Source organism: Mycolicibacterium canariasense, assembly GCF_002101555.1.
Lineage (GTDB): Bacteria > Actinomycetota > Actinomycetes > Mycobacteriales > Mycobacteriaceae > Mycobacterium > Mycobacterium canariasense.
On the sequence record NZ_LQOL01000033.1, the window covers coordinates 42,350 to 57,130 of the forward strand.

At 66.3% G+C, this 14,781-nt stretch carries 34 protein-coding genes; 9 read left to right on the forward strand and 25 right to left on the reverse strand.

The genetic code is table 11. The features are described from left to right. Positions 1-40 precede the first annotated feature (40 nt). The 3 genes from AWB94_RS05830 to AWB94_RS36245 all read right to left on the reverse strand — a co-directional run bounded on the left by AWB94_RS05830 (position 41) and on the right by AWB94_RS36245 (position 913). Entirely contained in the window at positions 41-271 is a 231-nt protein-coding gene (locus AWB94_RS05830) for a hypothetical protein (protein ID WP_062656064.1), read from the reverse strand. A gap of 83 nt (positions 272-354) precedes the next feature. Next, complete coding sequence (locus AWB94_RS36240; RefSeq protein ID WP_409371351.1) at positions 355-669, reverse strand: DUF2442 domain-containing protein; 315 nt, start codon at positions 667-669, stop codon at positions 355-357. Then, positions 635-913 carry a DUF4160 domain-containing protein gene (locus tag AWB94_RS36245; RefSeq protein WP_084395070.1) on the reverse strand — a complete coding sequence of 93 codons (279 nt, stop codon included), beginning with the start codon at positions 911-913 and terminating at the stop codon, positions 635-637. The genes AWB94_RS36240 and AWB94_RS36245 overlap by 35 nt, the downstream gene beginning before the upstream one ends. Positions 914-1,038: 125 nt before the next feature. On the opposite strand from AWB94_RS36245, the gene AWB94_RS05845 reads away from it, so the two are divergent. From AWB94_RS05845 to AWB94_RS05880, 8 genes are all read left to right on the forward strand, one after another. Further along, the gene (locus AWB94_RS05845; RefSeq protein ID WP_036376516.1) at positions 1,039-1,293 is read left to right on the forward strand and encodes a hypothetical protein; all 255 of its coding nucleotides are present in this window, start codon (positions 1,039-1,041) and stop codon (positions 1,291-1,293) included. Beyond that, positions 1,290-1,535: a hypothetical protein gene (locus AWB94_RS05850; RefSeq protein ID WP_062656063.1), complete on the forward strand. Its 246-nt coding sequence runs from the start codon at positions 1,290-1,292 to the stop codon at positions 1,533-1,535. Before AWB94_RS05845 ends, AWB94_RS05850 begins: the two co-directional genes overlap by 4 nt. Before the next feature lie 179 nt (positions 1,536-1,714). Continuing rightward, positions 1,715-2,158 (forward strand): DUF4190 domain-containing protein, encoded by a 444-nt coding sequence (locus AWB94_RS05855; RefSeq protein ID WP_201029521.1) that lies wholly within the window; start codon positions 1,715-1,717, stop codon positions 2,156-2,158. Between the two features lie 50 nt (positions 2,159-2,208). Further along, the gene (locus tag AWB94_RS05860; RefSeq protein ID WP_062656062.1) at positions 2,209-2,550 is read left to right on the forward strand and encodes a hypothetical protein; all 342 of its coding nucleotides are present in this window, start codon (positions 2,209-2,211) and stop codon (positions 2,548-2,550) included. Between the two features lie 39 nt (positions 2,551-2,589). Beyond that, entirely contained in the window at positions 2,590-2,865 is a 276-nt protein-coding gene (locus tag AWB94_RS05865) for a hypothetical protein (protein WP_062656061.1), read from the forward strand. 51 nt (positions 2,866-2,916) lie between these two features. Beyond that, positions 2,917-3,204 carry a hypothetical protein gene (locus AWB94_RS05870; RefSeq protein ID WP_062656060.1) on the forward strand — a complete coding sequence of 96 codons (288 nt, stop codon included), beginning with the start codon at positions 2,917-2,919 and terminating at the stop codon, positions 3,202-3,204. Continuing rightward, the gene (locus AWB94_RS05875) at positions 3,201-3,383 is read left to right on the forward strand and encodes a hypothetical protein (RefSeq protein WP_062656059.1); all 183 of its coding nucleotides are present in this window, start codon (positions 3,201-3,203) and stop codon (positions 3,381-3,383) included. Before AWB94_RS05870 ends, AWB94_RS05875 begins: the two co-directional genes overlap by 4 nt. Positions 3,384-3,407: 24 nt before the next feature. Next, positions 3,408-3,680, forward strand: a complete 273-nt coding sequence (locus AWB94_RS05880) for a hypothetical protein (protein WP_062656058.1) — start codon at positions 3,408-3,410, stop codon at positions 3,678-3,680. A gap of 28 nt (positions 3,681-3,708) precedes the next feature. On the opposite strand, the gene AWB94_RS05885 is transcribed toward AWB94_RS05880, so the two are convergent. From AWB94_RS05885 to AWB94_RS34995, 8 genes are all read right to left on the reverse strand, one after another. Beyond that, positions 3,709-4,056 (reverse strand): DUF4031 domain-containing protein, encoded by a 348-nt coding sequence (locus AWB94_RS05885; RefSeq protein ID WP_064961265.1) that lies wholly within the window; start codon positions 4,054-4,056, stop codon positions 3,709-3,711. Further along, positions 4,053-4,445: a hypothetical protein gene (locus tag AWB94_RS05890; RefSeq protein ID WP_062656057.1), complete on the reverse strand. Its 393-nt coding sequence runs from the start codon at positions 4,443-4,445 to the stop codon at positions 4,053-4,055. Before AWB94_RS05890 ends, AWB94_RS05885 begins: the two co-directional genes overlap by 4 nt. Before the next feature lie 14 nt (positions 4,446-4,459). Next, positions 4,460-4,702 (reverse strand): hypothetical protein, encoded by a 243-nt coding sequence (locus AWB94_RS05895; RefSeq protein ID WP_062656056.1) that lies wholly within the window; start codon positions 4,700-4,702, stop codon positions 4,460-4,462. A 217-nt stretch (positions 4,703-4,919) separates the two neighbouring features. Next, on the reverse strand, positions 4,920-5,846 hold the full coding sequence (locus AWB94_RS05900; RefSeq protein ID WP_062656055.1) for a hypothetical protein: 927 nt from the start codon (positions 5,844-5,846) through the stop codon (positions 4,920-4,922). Then, positions 5,843-6,334: a ribonuclease HI gene (gene rnhA, locus AWB94_RS05905; protein WP_062656174.1), complete on the reverse strand. Its 492-nt coding sequence runs from the start codon at positions 6,332-6,334 to the stop codon at positions 5,843-5,845. The genes AWB94_RS05900 and rnhA overlap by 4 nt, the downstream gene beginning before the upstream one ends. 40 nt (positions 6,335-6,374) lie before the next feature. Then, a complete protein-coding gene (locus tag AWB94_RS34990; protein WP_036376486.1) occupies positions 6,375-6,611 on the reverse strand; it encodes a hypothetical protein in 237 nt (78 codons plus the stop codon). A gap of 106 nt (positions 6,612-6,717) precedes the next feature. Then, positions 6,718-6,948 (reverse strand): hypothetical protein, encoded by a 231-nt coding sequence (locus AWB94_RS05910; RefSeq protein ID WP_062656054.1) that lies wholly within the window; start codon positions 6,946-6,948, stop codon positions 6,718-6,720. Then, positions 6,945-7,106 (reverse strand): hypothetical protein, encoded by a 162-nt coding sequence (locus AWB94_RS34995; RefSeq protein ID WP_165605296.1) that lies wholly within the window; start codon positions 7,104-7,106, stop codon positions 6,945-6,947. The genes AWB94_RS05910 and AWB94_RS34995 overlap by 4 nt, the downstream gene beginning before the upstream one ends. Positions 7,107-7,304: 198 nt before the next feature. On the opposite strand from AWB94_RS34995, the gene AWB94_RS35000 reads away from it, so the two are divergent. Continuing rightward, on the forward strand, positions 7,305-7,445 hold the full coding sequence (locus AWB94_RS35000; RefSeq protein WP_165605295.1) for a hypothetical protein: 141 nt from the start codon (positions 7,305-7,307) through the stop codon (positions 7,443-7,445). 56 nt (positions 7,446-7,501) lie between these two features. Here AWB94_RS35000 and AWB94_RS05915 read toward each other — a convergent pair whose 3' ends face one another. The 14 genes from AWB94_RS05915 to AWB94_RS05975 all read right to left on the reverse strand — a co-directional run bounded on the left by AWB94_RS05915 (position 7,502) and on the right by AWB94_RS05975 (position 14,770). Then, the gene (locus AWB94_RS05915; RefSeq protein ID WP_085122394.1) at positions 7,502-8,290 is read right to left on the reverse strand and encodes a hypothetical protein; all 789 of its coding nucleotides are present in this window, start codon (positions 8,288-8,290) and stop codon (positions 7,502-7,504) included. 237 nt (positions 8,291-8,527) lie between these two features. Next, a complete protein-coding gene (locus tag AWB94_RS05920) occupies positions 8,528-8,767 on the reverse strand; it encodes a hypothetical protein (protein WP_036376474.1) in 240 nt (79 codons plus the stop codon). Positions 8,768-8,772: 5 nt separating this feature from the next. Continuing rightward, a complete protein-coding gene (locus tag AWB94_RS05925) occupies positions 8,773-8,964 on the reverse strand; it encodes a hypothetical protein (protein ID WP_062656053.1) in 192 nt (63 codons plus the stop codon). A gap of 115 nt (positions 8,965-9,079) precedes the next feature. Continuing rightward, positions 9,080-9,361 (reverse strand): hypothetical protein, encoded by a 282-nt coding sequence (locus tag AWB94_RS05930; protein ID WP_062656052.1) that lies wholly within the window; start codon positions 9,359-9,361, stop codon positions 9,080-9,082. 38 nt (positions 9,362-9,399) lie between these two features. Next, positions 9,400-9,663 carry a hypothetical protein gene (locus AWB94_RS05935; protein ID WP_131805246.1) on the reverse strand — a complete coding sequence of 88 codons (264 nt, stop codon included), beginning with the start codon at positions 9,661-9,663 and terminating at the stop codon, positions 9,400-9,402. Positions 9,664-9,758: 95 nt separating this feature from the next. Beyond that, positions 9,759-10,205 carry a phosphatase domain-containing protein gene (locus AWB94_RS05940; RefSeq protein ID WP_062656050.1) on the reverse strand — a complete coding sequence of 149 codons (447 nt, stop codon included), beginning with the start codon at positions 10,203-10,205 and terminating at the stop codon, positions 9,759-9,761. Further along, positions 10,205-10,360 carry a hypothetical protein gene (locus tag AWB94_RS35005; RefSeq protein ID WP_165605294.1) on the reverse strand — a complete coding sequence of 52 codons (156 nt, stop codon included), beginning with the start codon at positions 10,358-10,360 and terminating at the stop codon, positions 10,205-10,207. The genes AWB94_RS05940 and AWB94_RS35005 overlap by 1 nt, the downstream gene beginning before the upstream one ends. A 1-nt stretch (position 10,361) precedes the next feature. Then, positions 10,362-10,856, reverse strand: coding sequence for a hypothetical protein (locus AWB94_RS05945; RefSeq protein ID WP_062656049.1), 495 nt, complete (start codon positions 10,854-10,856; stop codon positions 10,362-10,364). Continuing rightward, the gene (locus AWB94_RS05950) at positions 10,853-11,542 is read right to left on the reverse strand and encodes a hypothetical protein (RefSeq protein WP_062656048.1); all 690 of its coding nucleotides are present in this window, start codon (positions 11,540-11,542) and stop codon (positions 10,853-10,855) included. The genes AWB94_RS05945 and AWB94_RS05950 overlap by 4 nt, the downstream gene beginning before the upstream one ends. A 172-nt stretch (positions 11,543-11,714) precedes the next feature. Further along, positions 11,715-12,185, reverse strand: coding sequence for a hypothetical protein (locus AWB94_RS05955; protein ID WP_165766687.1), 471 nt, complete (start codon positions 12,183-12,185; stop codon positions 11,715-11,717). A gap of 277 nt (positions 12,186-12,462) precedes the next feature. Further along, entirely contained in the window at positions 12,463-12,693 is a 231-nt protein-coding gene (locus AWB94_RS05960) for a hypothetical protein (protein WP_062656046.1), read from the reverse strand. 3 nt (positions 12,694-12,696) lie between these two features. Further along, positions 12,697-13,038 carry a hypothetical protein gene (locus AWB94_RS05965; protein ID WP_062656045.1) on the reverse strand — a complete coding sequence of 114 codons (342 nt, stop codon included), beginning with the start codon at positions 13,036-13,038 and terminating at the stop codon, positions 12,697-12,699. Further along, positions 13,035-13,391 carry a hypothetical protein gene (locus AWB94_RS05970; protein ID WP_062656044.1) on the reverse strand — a complete coding sequence of 119 codons (357 nt, stop codon included), beginning with the start codon at positions 13,389-13,391 and terminating at the stop codon, positions 13,035-13,037. Before AWB94_RS05970 ends, AWB94_RS05965 begins: the two co-directional genes overlap by 4 nt. A gap of 161 nt (positions 13,392-13,552) precedes the next feature. Next, positions 13,553-14,770, reverse strand: a complete 1,218-nt coding sequence (locus AWB94_RS05975) for a hypothetical protein (protein ID WP_062656043.1) — start codon at positions 14,768-14,770, stop codon at positions 13,553-13,555. Positions 14,771-14,781 lie beyond the last annotated feature (11 nt).

Here is a 14,781-nt window from a genome sequence, read left to right on the forward strand (position 1 = left end):
ACCCGCAGCGGCGCAGTCGATCCGGTTGCGCTGCTGCATCTCACCACCCGAGGACCGCGGCCTGTCCCGCGCTGCGATCGGCGAACCAGTTGATCTGCTGCTTGGGTACCGCGACGCCGGCGTCTCGTAGCACCACCAGCCGCTGCAGGCAGTCGTGCACGGATGCCTCGGCGAAGCGTTCGCCGGAGTGGGCCAGGCCCGGCCGGCGCACAACCTGGATCGTGTATCCGCCGTTGCCGTCGGGCAGCACCGCGACGTCGTTGGTGTTCACGGCGCCCCCTTCCCGGCGCCGTGGCCGGCGTCCGCGTGCGCATCCTGGCGCAGCGGCGGCACGGCCAACACGACGCGGCGCGGCTACCAGCCCGATCGACCGGTTGCTTGTGCGTACAGCGTGTCCGGCGATATGTCGGCTTCGTTGGGCCAGGTCAGTGCTCCGTTCACGACCCCTACGCGGTCGAAGAACGCCCGATCCCGCAGCGGGTGGAACAGTGGACCACGCTCGAACAGGGAGCTGAGATCGAACCGGTGGGTCGTTCCGTCGGCGAAAAGCACTCGAACGCTGGGAAACTCGGGTACCACCTGCACGATCTTCCACGCGTGCTTCAACCCATACTCCACTTTTGGTTTCCTCCCGTCAGCTGATGCGCTCCGGCGCTTGCCCGCTCTCACACAGATCCCAATTTCGGGAGAGCTGCTCGCGGTGCGCTTGCGCCCATTCTCGCACCTTCTTGTCCTGCGACTTGGGCAGTTCTCCCTCGATCAGCTGCCCGTCGGAGATGGCGTACCTCGCCTCATCGCCGGCGTACGTCGCATGAAAATGCGGCTCCGAAGGTTCTAGGCATACATGTAGATGACGATCCCGAAGAACTCGGCAATGCGCGGCATGGGACGGGAACGTAGACCGCCAGCCCATTCTCGCCCTGCCGAGACGCGACCGCGGCGGTCAGTCAGCCATCACCGTCAGCGTAGGGACGTGACATCGGCGTGCTCCGCGCCGCGGGCGGGCGCTGCTGCTTTCGGCGTGCAGCATCTGCAGCCATGACCTACAACGGATGGACCAACGACCACACCTGGGGAGTGGCCGGGGCCTGCGACAACACCGGCAGCTTCCAGGACACCGTCGCGCGGATCACCGCGGTCGCGCTTGGAGGCGACATCGCCGGTGCCGCAGATCAACTGCGAGACTCGGTCGCCGTGCGTGGCGCGGTGGCCTCGACGCTGCCGAGCTGGGTCGACCTAGCCGCCGTCAACTGGACCGAACTGGTCACGTCCTGGGCCCAGGACGCCGCGTGAGCGCCCCGAAGACGCTGACCGTCACCAACCTCGCCGGCCAGGTGACCGCCACCTACCCGGATTTCGACCCCGGCCAGCCGGTGCGGGTCGCCCCAGATCGCCACGGCTCCAACGTCACCGCGGCCGAGGACGGCTGGACATTCCGGGGCCCGTCGCGGCATCCGCAGTACGCCATCGTCGAGCACACCGCCCACCGCGCCACCGTCGAGGTGGAGCGCGCCCGGCTGTCACTGCGCGCCTGACCGGCACACCCCACGACTGGAGAAGCTGATGACCACCCCTGACCCCTACACCAGCAGTGGTTTGCCGCACGGTGTCCCACCGGTGCCGCATCCGGCGCCTCCGGGTCTCGGCGGGCCCTACCCGCCGGCGCTCCCCCTGCCCAGAGACGCCGACACAGTTGCCGCCGGAGATGACCCAGATGCACGTCCCTTCGACACCGCAGGTGGTGTACGGGCCCGCGCCGCAGGTCCCGATGCCACCGATGCCGCAGGTGGTGAATTCGACGCACCCGGCCCCCGGTCCGGTGATGTCGCCGACACCGGGCCATGCGCCTGGCTACCCGCCGCCTTACCCGCTGTCCCCGAAGACGAACGCCGCCGCGACAACCAGTCTGTGGCTCGGCCTCTCCGCGGTGTTCTGCCTGGGTTTTCTCACCGGCATCCCCGCGATCATCATCGGCCTCAAAGCCCGCAAGCAGATCGCTGCATCCCACGGCGGCGAGTCCGGCGACGGCATGGCGATCACCGGCATCGCTCTGGGCGCCCTGATGACGCTGGTATCAGCGGTGGGCTTGGTCGTGCTGCTGATCACGCTGGTGGCGGGCGTCATGGGGACAAGCTCCTCGCCCGCCTACATCTACTGAGTGCGCACGCGCAACGCATCTCACCACCCCCACGAACGGAGCCACGCACCATGTCGCTGTACACGACCACCATCGCCCTCGACGGAGACAAGCGTCAGATCATCGTGCACTGGGACGACAATGACCCCAACACGCACATCACCGCCCCGGTGACTGTGCCGGCCGCCGATCTGGATGAGTCCCGCCTGGAGCACGAGCTGGGGCGAATGGGTTTCCGGATCGCCTCCACGGGTTCGGACAACGTGGGGCGCGGATGGGCGGTCGTCTCGCGCCTGCACACTGACCGCCCGTTCTACAACCCACTCGACAGCAGCTGGTATGCCTACCTGTCCTCCGACGCCAAACGCGAGATCGCGTCGAAGTATCCGGGCTCGCGAGTCCCGGGCGTGTGACGCGCGATCAAAACAACAGACAACCCTGAAAGGTGCGACATGTCCGAATGGACCGCTGAGGACGCCGAGCAGGCGAAGGCCGAGGGATGGGGCCTCTTCGAGTGCTCTGGATCTGAAGATGGACCGTGGCAGCTGCAGAAGTTCGACGACCCGGACCAGCACCTCGGCGCTCCCTCGCCGTACCCCTTCGTCGCCGACGTCGATGTCTGGGTTCACGTGCGCACCGGCAAGACACCGCTACACCGAAAAGCGTTGGCGTTCCTGGCCGCGCACAACCCGCAGGAGCATGGCGCCATCTCCGCATGGAACGCGTGACACCACAGCCCGCACCCTGTCGCACCAATCCGAAACCGTAAGGAGAACCCCGTGTCCAACCCGCCCAACAACGAGTACCGCAAGTTTTACGCCGGCGAGCAGGTGAAAACCGCCGACGGCGTAGTCCTCGCCGACGGGCTGCGCGTGTTCACCAACAACCTTGACCGCGGTGTCGTGGATCTGCACCGCGCCGAGTACGAGTGGAACAGCGCCGAGAACCGGTACGCACTCTGGTTCGACGTCCGCGTCGATACCACCTACGACGGAAAGAGTGTCGACCGCGAGGTCCAGCAGTCCGACGACCGCGTGGCCACGCACTTCGAGGGGCGCGCAGCGTGAACTGGTTGCAGATCGATGACCTTCGGTGGACCGGCGGCGACACCTCCGGCAACACCGCCGAGCTGACCCTGATGGTCGGCACCTGGGTGGTAGCGGTGAACGGGAAGCAGGTCGGTAACGCCACGGCGCTGGTGGATGCCCAGCGCCTCGCCGAGTTCAACGCCAAGCTCCGCGTGTAGTCGCTCGACGAGAAAGGAATCGACATGTTCACCAAGGGCACGCAGGTCGAGGTGTACAGCGGACCCAACGTCCGCGACGAGACCGGGAACCCGTTCTGGTACCCCGCGGTAGTGTCCAGCGGCCCGATCCCCCTCAACGCGGGACAGCAGGGCTACTACGTCCTCGGCGTCGGGCCCGCGGCGTACCCCTTCGATCAGTACGCGAAGAACGAGTCCGACCTTCGCCCGGCGAGCGCTGCGCGGGCCGACCTCGATGAGCGATACCGGGCGTTCTGCCGCTGGGCCGGAGTGAGCTGACCCCTGATCGTTGACCGCGCGAGCCGACTCAGCCGGTCTGCGCGTCAACGCTTCTCGTGCGGGCGATGGCCGCGGCGACACGTGAGTCCACCGGCACATGTGTCGCCGCGCGCCGGCGACGGATAAGCTCCGCCCGTTCCGGGCTCAGGTAGCCGATCGCGACGGCGCCGGCGGCCAGGGCCTTTCGACGCATCGTCTCGTTGACCTCGTAGTGCGCGATCGGTGATTCCAGCTCACGGGCCGAGTGCCGGCCGAGTCCCAGTCGGGCCGCGAAGACGTGCAGTTCGATCTCACTGTCGGCCAGCAACTGCGACCAGTGCACCTCGTGTTGGCCGGTCCGCACCGGCAGGCGCATGTCGTCGACGTAGACGGTCACTGCGGACCAGCGCTGTCGGTGTCCGCGCACAGGACGGCCCAGCTGTCGTCGATCAGCTTACGGACGTTTACACGGCCTTCGCGACCGAGTTCAGCCGCTGCTGTGCGCACGAGAAACGGTGCGGTGTAGTGGTGCTCAGGGGATTTCGAGTCGCTGCCGATCGTCAGGCGCAACATGGCGTAGGCCGCGACGTAGATCATCGCAGCTATAGATTGCATCGGGCTGTCGGCCAACAGGTTGTGCGCCCGCCAACGGACCAGGACACACTGCAGTGCAGGTATCGCGGTTCCCGCGTTGGCCGCGGCGTATGCGGCCACATCGCGGTCGTTCCAGTCGATCATCAGATCCAGTAGCAAAGCGCACGCCTGCGCGTCGGTATCGGGGTTCATGCGTCAGGTCCCGTTCAGGACCAGGCGCGGGTGCGCAAGAACCGGCCGTCCTCTACTTCGATCACGCCGTCGGACACAAGATCCTTCGCGGTGCCGGAGTCCGCGGCGCTCGCCCCGGTGGCGTCCGCCCACTGCGCCACCACATCGTCCCACGGCACGGCGCAGAGCGCGTCGATGCGCGCCGCCTCGTCGAGGTTGTTGAACCACGAGGTCAGCGTCTGAGCCACGCGGGCCTGCTCGGCGGTTACCTGGGGCATGAGTCTCCGTTCGATTCGCTGCTGTCAGTGTGCCCGTTCGGCGCTGGCTCGGTTGCTCGTGGCGCTGCAGGTTCCAGTAGCGCATCTCGGCACGAGGCGCACAGCCAGTCGCGGGTGGTGCCGTTGAATTTCAGTGGCTCGTAGCGCTTCTGGTGATCGCCGTCACAGGCATCACAGACGCTGAGCGGCGGTGCGGGACGTGACAGTGCGGGTGCGCTCATTGGGGGACCACCGATTCAGTGTCGTGATAGACGCGTCCCACCATTCCGACACCTCCGCCTTCGGCGAAGAACTCCACCTCGTCCGCGCGCGGCCAGATGATGTGACTTGGGGTTCTGGGTAATTCCCGGTATCCCGGCTGTTCCGGGTACACGGACTGCGGGTACGGAGCCCATCCACCTTCCGGTTCCGGCTCAATGGCGATACTCGGCGGCGCCATTGGTGTGTACCCGCGCGCCCGCGCGGCAGCATCGATCAGTCGAGCACGCGTGAGCCATTTGCGAAGCAGCAGTTCCTTGTCGTCGAGGCGCATCACGACGCGGTGCACCGCTCCAAGCTTGCCTGGGTCGATAACGAGTTCCTGTTCGGGATCGGTGATGATCCCCTGCCTGGCGCCGTTGTTCCCGCGAAAGTCCGCGAGCACGGCGTCCGCTGGAACAACTGCCCGGTAGACCTCACCGATGAAGCCCCTCGACCGCTGGCGCATGGCAAACCACACAGCGGTGAGGAAGTCGCTTGTCCAGGACAGACCTACAGCGTGTTCGCGTCGGCAGCCGCGGAATACCTCGACGGGCCCGGCATCCTGCGGGTAGCCGAACCCGGCGGAATGAATCTCATTCTGCGCCAACTTGAATAGGCTCAGCCAGTCTCTCGCACCCATAAACGCACACGGCGCAGGATTGACCCGCCATGCCTCCACGAGTGCGGCCGCACCTCGCGCCCTGTTGAACGTTCCGTCCGGCTCAAAGAACCACTCACTGTTCAGCGCATCGACAAACGCAGCAACCGCCTCGTCCAGCCCGAGAGGCGGCAGTAGTCCGGACTCCCGCAGGCCCATGCGAAAGGTGGCGATCTTCAGCAGTTCCGGGATGGGTTTTCCAGGCACGTACACCGGCCAGAGCTGGTTAGCTATATCAGCGGTCACTGCCGCCTCCCCCGCCCTGGCCGTCGGCCAGGGCTCTGTCGTGGTGCGCCGACCGCACCGGTCGAACCGCCGAACTCGACTGCGCCACGGGTGGCTAGCTTGTCAGCAAGCTCGTTTCCTTCGTGTCCGGCATGGCCCTTCACCCACCGCCAGTCGACGGTGAAGCGGCCGGCCAACTCGTCGAGCCGGCGCCACAGGTCGTCGTTCTTCACCGGCTGCCCGGCAGCGGTCTTCCACCCTTTGCGTTTCCAGCCGGAGATCCAGCTGGTGATGCCGTTGCGGACGTACTGGCTGTCGGTCCACAGCTGCACCCGCGAGCCGGGCACGGTGAGGACGGCCAGCGCTTCGATCGCTGCGGTCAGCTCCATGCGGTTATTCGTCGTGTGACGGTCCCCGCCCAGGATCTGCTTCTCGTGCTCACCGAAGCGCAGCACCGCTCCCCAGCCGCCGGGGCCGGGGTTTCCGTGGCAGGCGCCGTCGGTGTAGATGACGACGGTCTCAGCAGGTGCGATAGCCACCGCACTTGGGTCAGCCAATGACACGGCCGACCTCCACGGTGGACGGGACCGCCACGTCAAATACGGCCGTGCGCAACACGATGCGGGATCCGTCGCGGTCATGACCGATGACCTCGACCGGTCCCTCACACGCCGCCACGCGCTGCTCCCGGGTGGTCTCGGTGAGCGCGTAACGGGTCAGCGGTGCCAGGTGGATCCGGTCCCCGGCACACAGTTGCGCCGGCAGCGTCGGCTTAACCTCGGACATCTGTTCTCCTCTGTAGCCTGCCCGGATCGTGTCAGATCCCGCATCACTGGTGGGTCCACACGCGACGCCACGCCGAACACCGCGGCGAGTTCCGTGTCGGAAGCAGTCAGGGGTTGCGCGCGGCGTCAGCCGCGAGCTTCGCCACGTGTAGCGACGGATAACCGGACCCGACCACCGTCGCAGTTCCCTGTCGGTCGTACACGCCGGCGACCCATTCTCCGGCGTCGTTGCGGGTGACATACGCCGCACGGTGACCGCCGGCCACTGTGGCGATGTGGTACTCGCAGTCGCCCTGCTTCTGGACGGCCCAGCCGCCGTATCCGGGCCAGGTGTTCACGACGCGAAGCCGTCGTGTTCGCCGGCATCGAACTTCGCATCCCAGTTCGTGTCGCGGTCGACGTGCCCAGAAGTGAATCCGGAATCGACCTGCCGCAACACCTCTTCGAGGTAACTGCGGGCGTCTTTGGCCGGGACGTTGATGGTGATGGTCGCCACTATGTGACTCGCTTTCTCGGTGCGGATACCTGCGCCCACGCTAGAACCGGTGCCGCTCAGGCCGGGTGCCCGGCGCGGCAGGGGTCAGGACGTGCACCTCTGGCCAGCCGGGACGTGACAGTCGCGCCGCGGGCCCGGTGCGCCGGCATCGGCGGCCTAGCTTGCGCACGTCACTGCTGCTGCACCGAAAGGCATCCCATGAGCCGCCGACGCGACGATGACGACGACTACGGTTCCGACGACCCCGACTTCGAGCAGATGCGCGAAGACAACTTCGACGAAGAGGCCGCGACCGAGCGCGCCGAGCGCAGCTACGAGCGGGCCATGTTCGGCGACTGAAAACACCTGTGCCGCAGCTGCGACCAAACACGACTGCAGCACACGCGGCAACAGCATCAGGAAAAGACGTAGCTGCACGGGATGTCGACGAGCGGACCTTCGAAAGCCTCGCCGGCGATCGTGACGCGAAAGTAACCCCGGGGGCAGTCCTGTCCGGGCTCCGCGCTGTCAACACCGATCGGCGCTGCGGCCAGCAGATCGCCGAACTGCTGACCGATCCGCGATTCCGCCCCGTCCGAGCGAAGATCGTCGACCACTATTTCGGCGAACACCGCCGCGGGGTCGTCTTCGTCAAGCGGGTCATAGGCGCCGCGGGTATCAATCACGCAGTCGAGAATGATCGCCTCCAGCGCATCGCGGGCGGGAACACGGTAACGGCCGGTATCGACGAGCGCATCCCAGTCGACCGCGAACTCACGCTGCGTGTCCCCCGCGCGTTCTTCGGGGGTGCATGACCGGCGCAGGGGCTGATTGTGGCTCGCGGACCAGGCACGCAACACGTCCCGCTGGCGCATGTCGAACGTGGCGTTCGGGCCGCGGTCCTGGGGCTCGCAGCGGTAGCCGGCCAGCAGTGCGGCAAGGATGAACGTCCCGTTGGTGATGTACTCGCCGGCCAGGCGCTCGTAGACGTGCTTGAGACTGTAGGAGTATGCGTTCGGGTTGATCCGCGTTCCGCGCGGATATGTCGCCACGAGATGATCGACCACCCGCTGTACCTGCGCGTGGGCAGCATCGCCGCTCCACGGTGTAGGACTCGGGTCCTCACGGAAGCCGTGCCAAGTCAGCTGCGGGTACTCCGAGAGCACAGCGGCGATCGCGTCTGGTGTGATCTCTACACGCGACATGAACTCGGGTTCCTTTCGACGGTCTGCGCGCTACGACAAGCACCCGCGCAGAAGCTGATTGGTGTCGATTGCGACGAGTGTGAGGCGCCGCGCCGTCGAGGTCCACTAGCGAGTGCCGACACGCGGACAAGCAGGGTCAGAAGTGCGCGAATGACGCGTGACCCGACTCGTGTTCAAGATGCTGGTACAGCGCCCCGTGGCCTGCTCGAAATGTCAGACCACCGGAGCAGCGGTGGCTCAGTTCAGCACCGCCAGCACCACCACTTCGTCGTCGGCGTAATCCCAGGCGACCGGGGATCCGGTAACGAGATCGCGCAGGTTCCAGCGCCCGGTGCCGGCGCGACGTGCTCCGTTGTACTTCGATACCTGCCCCGCAGAGTCCCAGTGATCCCAGTCGTCGTCTTTGAGTGCGACGACGTAGCGGAACGTGTCGGGGGTCGCGGCTGCCGGGTCGATGACCGAGTCAGGGATGTCCATGACGGCTACAGTCCTTCGATCTCGCGCTTGGCCTCGGCGATGCGCGCGGCGTCGGTGTGTGCCGTGGAGTCGAAGCTGGACAGCGCGCAGTCGTCGGGGCCGTACACGGTGAGGGTGTCCGAAGACTCGTGGTCGCCGTAGTCGTCGATCTCCAGCCGGTAGGTCTGGCCCCGGTGGTCGAAGTGAAGTTCACGCATCAGGCGATCCAATCGTCGCGGTCGTTGTCTTTGACGCTGTAGCGGTCGGTGCGGGCGAGAACGGCGATGGCGGCGTCGATCTCGGACTGGGTGGGTTCGTTTCCTGCCACGGTGATCAGCTCCCTTCCCTGCGGTACACGTCGCCCTCGACGTATTCGATGTGGCTGCCGTCGACCTTCGACACGGCCTGCCAGTGGTAGTCAGCTTCCACCGAGTGCACCTTCCAGTAGGTGCGGTCCAGCGCACCGATCAGCTGATGGTCGCCGCCGGATCCGGCGAAGAACGCAGCGCCGCTGCTGGGCGGGTGCTGTTCGTTGAGTGCTGCGATCAACTCATCGGCGGTTTTCGACCGCCGTGCGCCAACCAGCGCCGCGTCGACGCTCTCCCAGAATCCCACGGTTCCCCTCGTCTTACGGTGTTCGGGCAGTGTGCCGCTCAGCGGCTGATCAGGTCGGCGTAGCCGAAGTAGCCCAGCGCGTCTTGCCAGCGCGCGAAGGTACGTGTCATGTCCTTGTCCGGCTCGGCACCGTAGTCGCTGGCCCGGAACTCCCACTGGCCGTCGCTGCGGCAACCCACCGCGAGCAGCACCAGGTCGGCGATGTCCCACACGCGGACCTCTGTGGCGTCGTCTTCGCAGTGGATTTCGGCGGTGATGTCAGTGTCGCCGTGGATGAATTGCAGCCGGTCCGGGGTCGCCATGGAGTCTCCTTCATGTTCGGTCGCGATGCGGCGATCCTGCTCTGCGTCGGCCGCCCAGAGCGAACGCGGCGCGGGCGATGTCGCTCGGCGTGCCGTCAGTGCGCCCATCCCGGCACGACGGTCGTCGGGATACCCAGCTCCCGCCACAGCGCGACGATGCTCGGGTTGTCATCGATGGCTTCGACGATGCGGTAGTCGTGGTCTCGCAGCAGGATCTCGTGGATTCGTCGCTTGACCTCAACGTCGGGACGCACGTCGTCATCACCGCGCATGAACGGCCCGACGAACGGCACAGTCAGATGCCGTTGCAACCAGGCGCGGGTCAGCCCCTCCCACTGGTAACGGCGCGCGGTAACGACCACGATGGTGCGTCCGGCCCGGTGGTGACGTTCGACGAAATCCAGTGTCTGCGCGATCGGCGGGCACTGCGCGGACGCGGCGTGGAAAGCGTCGAAGTTCTTCGGGCGCTTCGCGATGTGGTGGCGCACGGTCGAGACATCGCACAACGTGCCGTCGACATCGACGATGACCGCCTCGGCCATCAGCCCTCCATCTTTGCCGCGACCCACTGCCAGTAGCCCAGCCGGGTGTCGCCGTTGGCGACCTCGTACTTCCAGTCCGCCGACGGGTACGACGGCGACTCGCCCCACACCCCGAACGTCGCCTGCAACCCTTGCGCTACGTTCTCCAGATCCATCTCAGTCTCCTTGCTTCTGTTCGCGTGCTGTCGCGCTGCGCAGCATCATCTCGGCGTGGTCCCTGTGCTTTTTCAGCGCGACGTAGCGCTGCAGGGCCGCGTCCATGCGCTTCCGATGCCTGGCGTTGCGCTTCGGTCCGAGTCCGACACCTCCGGCCGCCGCACGGTCCCCGAGATCAACGCTCGCCGATACCGCGGCCATCTGCGCGTCGAGCGCCTGGACCCGCCCACGCCAGAACGAAGCAGGACGGTAGCGCCGCGGGGCCGGCACCCGCTTCGGTGGCGGCTCGGGCAACTCGACCAGATCCTCGTCGCCGGCACGCACGAACGTCTCCAGCGTCGGCGCCAGGAGCGCTTTCGCGCCCGGTCGCGGCTCGTACTGCGCCATGAACTCGGCCTGGCGCGCCAGCAGCAGTTCCATGTACTGGTCGCCGGTCAGCTTGCGTGCCGGTGCCCCCGCCGGATCGGTGGGGGCGCCCTGGATGGTCGCCGTCACGGCTTGTGTCCCCGGAGTTTGTTGGTGGCGGTCAGGGTGGTGTTCTGACCACAATGGCTGCACGTGCCGTAGTTGCCTGCGGCATAGCCCATCCGGGCTGTCTCGCGTGGGTAATCCCGGGTTCCCGACCCGGGGCACCGGGCGGCCTTCTTCGCTGCGGCCTGGGTCTCGTAGAAGTTGGTCCACTCCACGGGAGCGCTGGGGAAGCACACTGTGCACAGCAACGCACCGTGCGTGGTCACCGCGTCGGCCTCGGTCAGCGCTGACAGGTCGGTCAGCCAGCCGAACTCGGTGGGTGTCTCGCCTTTGTTGCAGGTTGAGCAGGCGGTGCTGGCGTGGATGTGTCCGCCGGAGACGAGAAAGAACCGCGACCAGCCGCCGTTGGCGGCATAGACATCATCGAGTGCGGCGCGCTCAGCGAGCAGGTCGGCCAGGGATTCCTCGATCGTGGCGATCTCGTTGCACCGCAGCGCGATGCGGGAATCCTCGCCGCTGCAACGATGTGCCTGCGAAAGCACGTCCTCAGCGGCGGTGTCTTTGTGTACACCGAGAAGGTCGCGCAGCCTCGCGATGTGGCCGGTGCGGGAACGCTGATGGCGCGCGATCTGGCTGCCGACCTCGGCCAGCTGCCGGTCAGTCTGGCGTGCCAACTCGCGCAGCGTGTCGGCGACGGCGGTGGTGGTCATACGAGCGGCTCCCCAATCCTCTGTTCTCCATTTTAGAGATTAGCCGTACATGTCGACAGCGCGCAACGCAGCGCCCACCGGGAGATGTCACGTCCCCCGTCGGCCACAAGCGGCGTCGCCAGCATCGACGATCTGCCGCGCCCGCGCCGGATCAAGAACGGTGACCGATCCGCTAAGGCCAAAAGCCCCAGTACCCGTCAGGGACATTCACCGCCGTGCGCGGCTGTGCACCAGAGGCCGTTTCACGAAGAAACGCACTGACGCCGCTCAAGATCGCGTTCACTTTCCCCGCCTGTCGCTCGCTCAACGGACGCCGCTGGTTGAACATATCCAGAAGGAAGTGGTAATCGCGGCGCGGACGCCCCCCATTCCACTGAGTCGCCCTGAACGCGCCGTAGCGATGCAGGCTCTGCAACGCAGATCGACTGACCCCCTTCGAGGTCAACGTCAGACCTCCGGAACGACGGACCTCCTCCTCCAGCTCAACAATGTTTGTGAGATCCCGGAGCTGGTCGCGCATCGCCGGCACGTCGAATCGGTGAATGCAAACCGATCCAACCGGGTACAGCTGTGCGCCGTTGCGATGATTGTGAATCGTGAACAAGTAACGCAGACCCGTGTGCGTGCAGATGCAGGTGTGCACGGGTTCTCCGGTGTCCTCAACGCGAATCACCTGCCACTCATGCCGCGCTTGGTCCCACCCACGGCTATCCGAGCAACTGAGAACTCGCGCGATGAGCGCATCTTCGGCACCTGTCCGGCTCACTCGAGCTCACACTCGATGCAGTCGCGTCCACATCTCGGCTCGCCGGCACAGGTACAGCCGTGCAGGGGCTGGCCGCACGAGCACCGTGGGCGAAGTTCACGGATCAGCCGGCATTCTGCACCGGGTTCAGTGCCGGGCGCATGGTTCCGGGTGCTCACGCCTGCCCCAGCACGATGATCTCGTCGTCGGCGTAGGTCCAGTCGATGGGCGTCCCGTCGAGACTGCGCACCTGCCAGTGACCCGACGCGGGGTCACGCACGCCCAGGTAGGTCGCCCACTGCTCCGGGCCGGTCCAGTGATCCCAGTCGTCGTCGTGGAAAGAGATGCGATAGACACGGCCAGCAGCGGCGCTGGCGGGTTCGATCACCGATGTGGGTGTGTCCATGGCTCAGTTCCCGTCGCTGTCGCCCAGTGGGGCGAAGCGTGCCCGAAATCGTGCGTTGGACAGCACTTCGAACCCGGCGGACAGCGCGACGATCCAGTCACCGTCCAGCGCCGGGACCGGACCGGTGCTGGTGGCGACGATGACCCAGCGCAGATCAGCGCTGTCCGGGTTGTCGGTGCAGCCACCGACACCGACGTTGGCCGACGGACACAGCGCCAGGATGTCGGCTTTGGTGGTCACGCCGAGCACGACGCGCACAGCATCGACGTCGACTGCTCGTGCACGGAATCGGCCGGCGACCGCCGGTGTCGGTGGTGCGGGCAGCCGAAGCGACGGGATCGTCACAGCCGGTACCTGTCATCGAGCAGCACCAGTTCGTGAACGCCGTCGGCGGCGCGCTCGAATCCGATGATGACCGGCCCGTCGTGGCCGTAGCGGGCGTAGTAGACCACCTTGTCAGCGCTGACGCGGTACTGCCCGCCCCCATAGCCGGGCAGCGGCGTATCGATCTCGGCGCTGTAGGCCTCGGCCAGCCAGGCACCGTTACGCACATCGTCGGTCGGCTCCGTCGCACTGCGGTCGTAGAACGCCCTGTGGGAATGCACGTTTCCGGAAAGTCCACGCACCGGCGCGTCACCGAGTTCGCGAAGATGGGCGACCAGCTCCCCGAGCGTGAGCGGGACGTAGGTGGTGCTCATCGCCGCGCCAGGCTCTCGCGAAGCCGGTGCATCGGCGACCATCGACGGCGGTAGACGCGGCAACTGCAGAAGGGTGCACAGCAGTCGGTTCCGGCGCGGTGGTGCTGGTGGGAGGTGTAGCTGTGCCCGCAGCGGCGGCAGTCTGTGTGAAGCACTGCTATCTACTCCCCTGCTCCGCGCTTGCGGTTAGTCCAGGCCCGCGTCACCGGTCCGATGAACGAACGTGCGCGCGGGACGAGCGGGACAACATCGCGGACAACGGGCTCGGCTTCCGTTGCCCGATCAGCGGTGTCCTCATCAGCGCCGCTGTCATCGTCATCGTCATCGTCATCGTCATCGTCATCGTCATCGGACCCTCCGTACTCCTCGTTGTCGAGGTCGTAGTCGGCGGGCCAGTCGGTGTCGTCATCGTTGTCGCTGTCGCCGTGGCTGTCGTAGTCGTCGCCCCAGTCCGTGCTGTCGTCGTCCTCGTCGTCGGTGTCACCGATGCCCGCCACGGCGAAACTGCGACGGGGCGGCTGGTTCTCCTCGCGGCTGGCGTACTCGTCGGAGGCCTCGAAATCGGGAACGGTGCGGATGCGCTCGATCACCACGTCCGAGATCTGCTCACCGTCGTGGCGCGCGGCCACAGTCAGCCGGCACACACGCATCTTCTCGGCGTTGTGATCGGCGGGCACCGACACGACATCGGCGGGGTCGACGAGCACCACCAGCATCTGATCGCTGAAATGGCTTGCATAGCTGTAGGTGCCGACATGCAGGCCGACCGAGCAGGCGGAATGACGGTCAGAGTTGACCAACCCGCGATCCATCCACACCGTCGCACCGACCGGGTAGGGCACGTTGCCGGTGATCGTCTCTCGCGTGCCATCCTGGTGCAGCACGGTCACCGCCTCACGACCGGCGTGAGCCGAGAATCCGTCGTTGCGCACCGACTTGTAGCCGACGATCAGACCGTCGGTGGTCAGCGTGAATCCGCCGGCCTTGAGCCAGCCGAACAGCTGTGAGCGCGACGCCTCGGAAGGGTTGCGCTCCAACCGGCGCAGAAACTCCCCCAGCGGTGCCAGGTCAGAGTTCTCCCGGGCCAACCGCAGTGCGGTGGACAGCACCGTCTCAGCCACCGGGTCGCCGTGGGTGATCCGGTAGGCATTGTCAGCGTCGTCGGCGTTTCCGTCCACCACCGATACCGCCTCGGCGACAGCCGCTTTCACGGTGACTCGCACCACGTCCACCATGGTCTTGATCGTGGCGAAGTCCTGGCCGTGGTCATCGACCAGGTAGGACCGCACGCTCTGGTAGGCCGGGTCTGCAGATCCGACCATCACGGTGTCATCGCCCTCTGTGACGATGATGGAGCTGGCGTCGATGAATGCGCGCATGATGTGTGTTT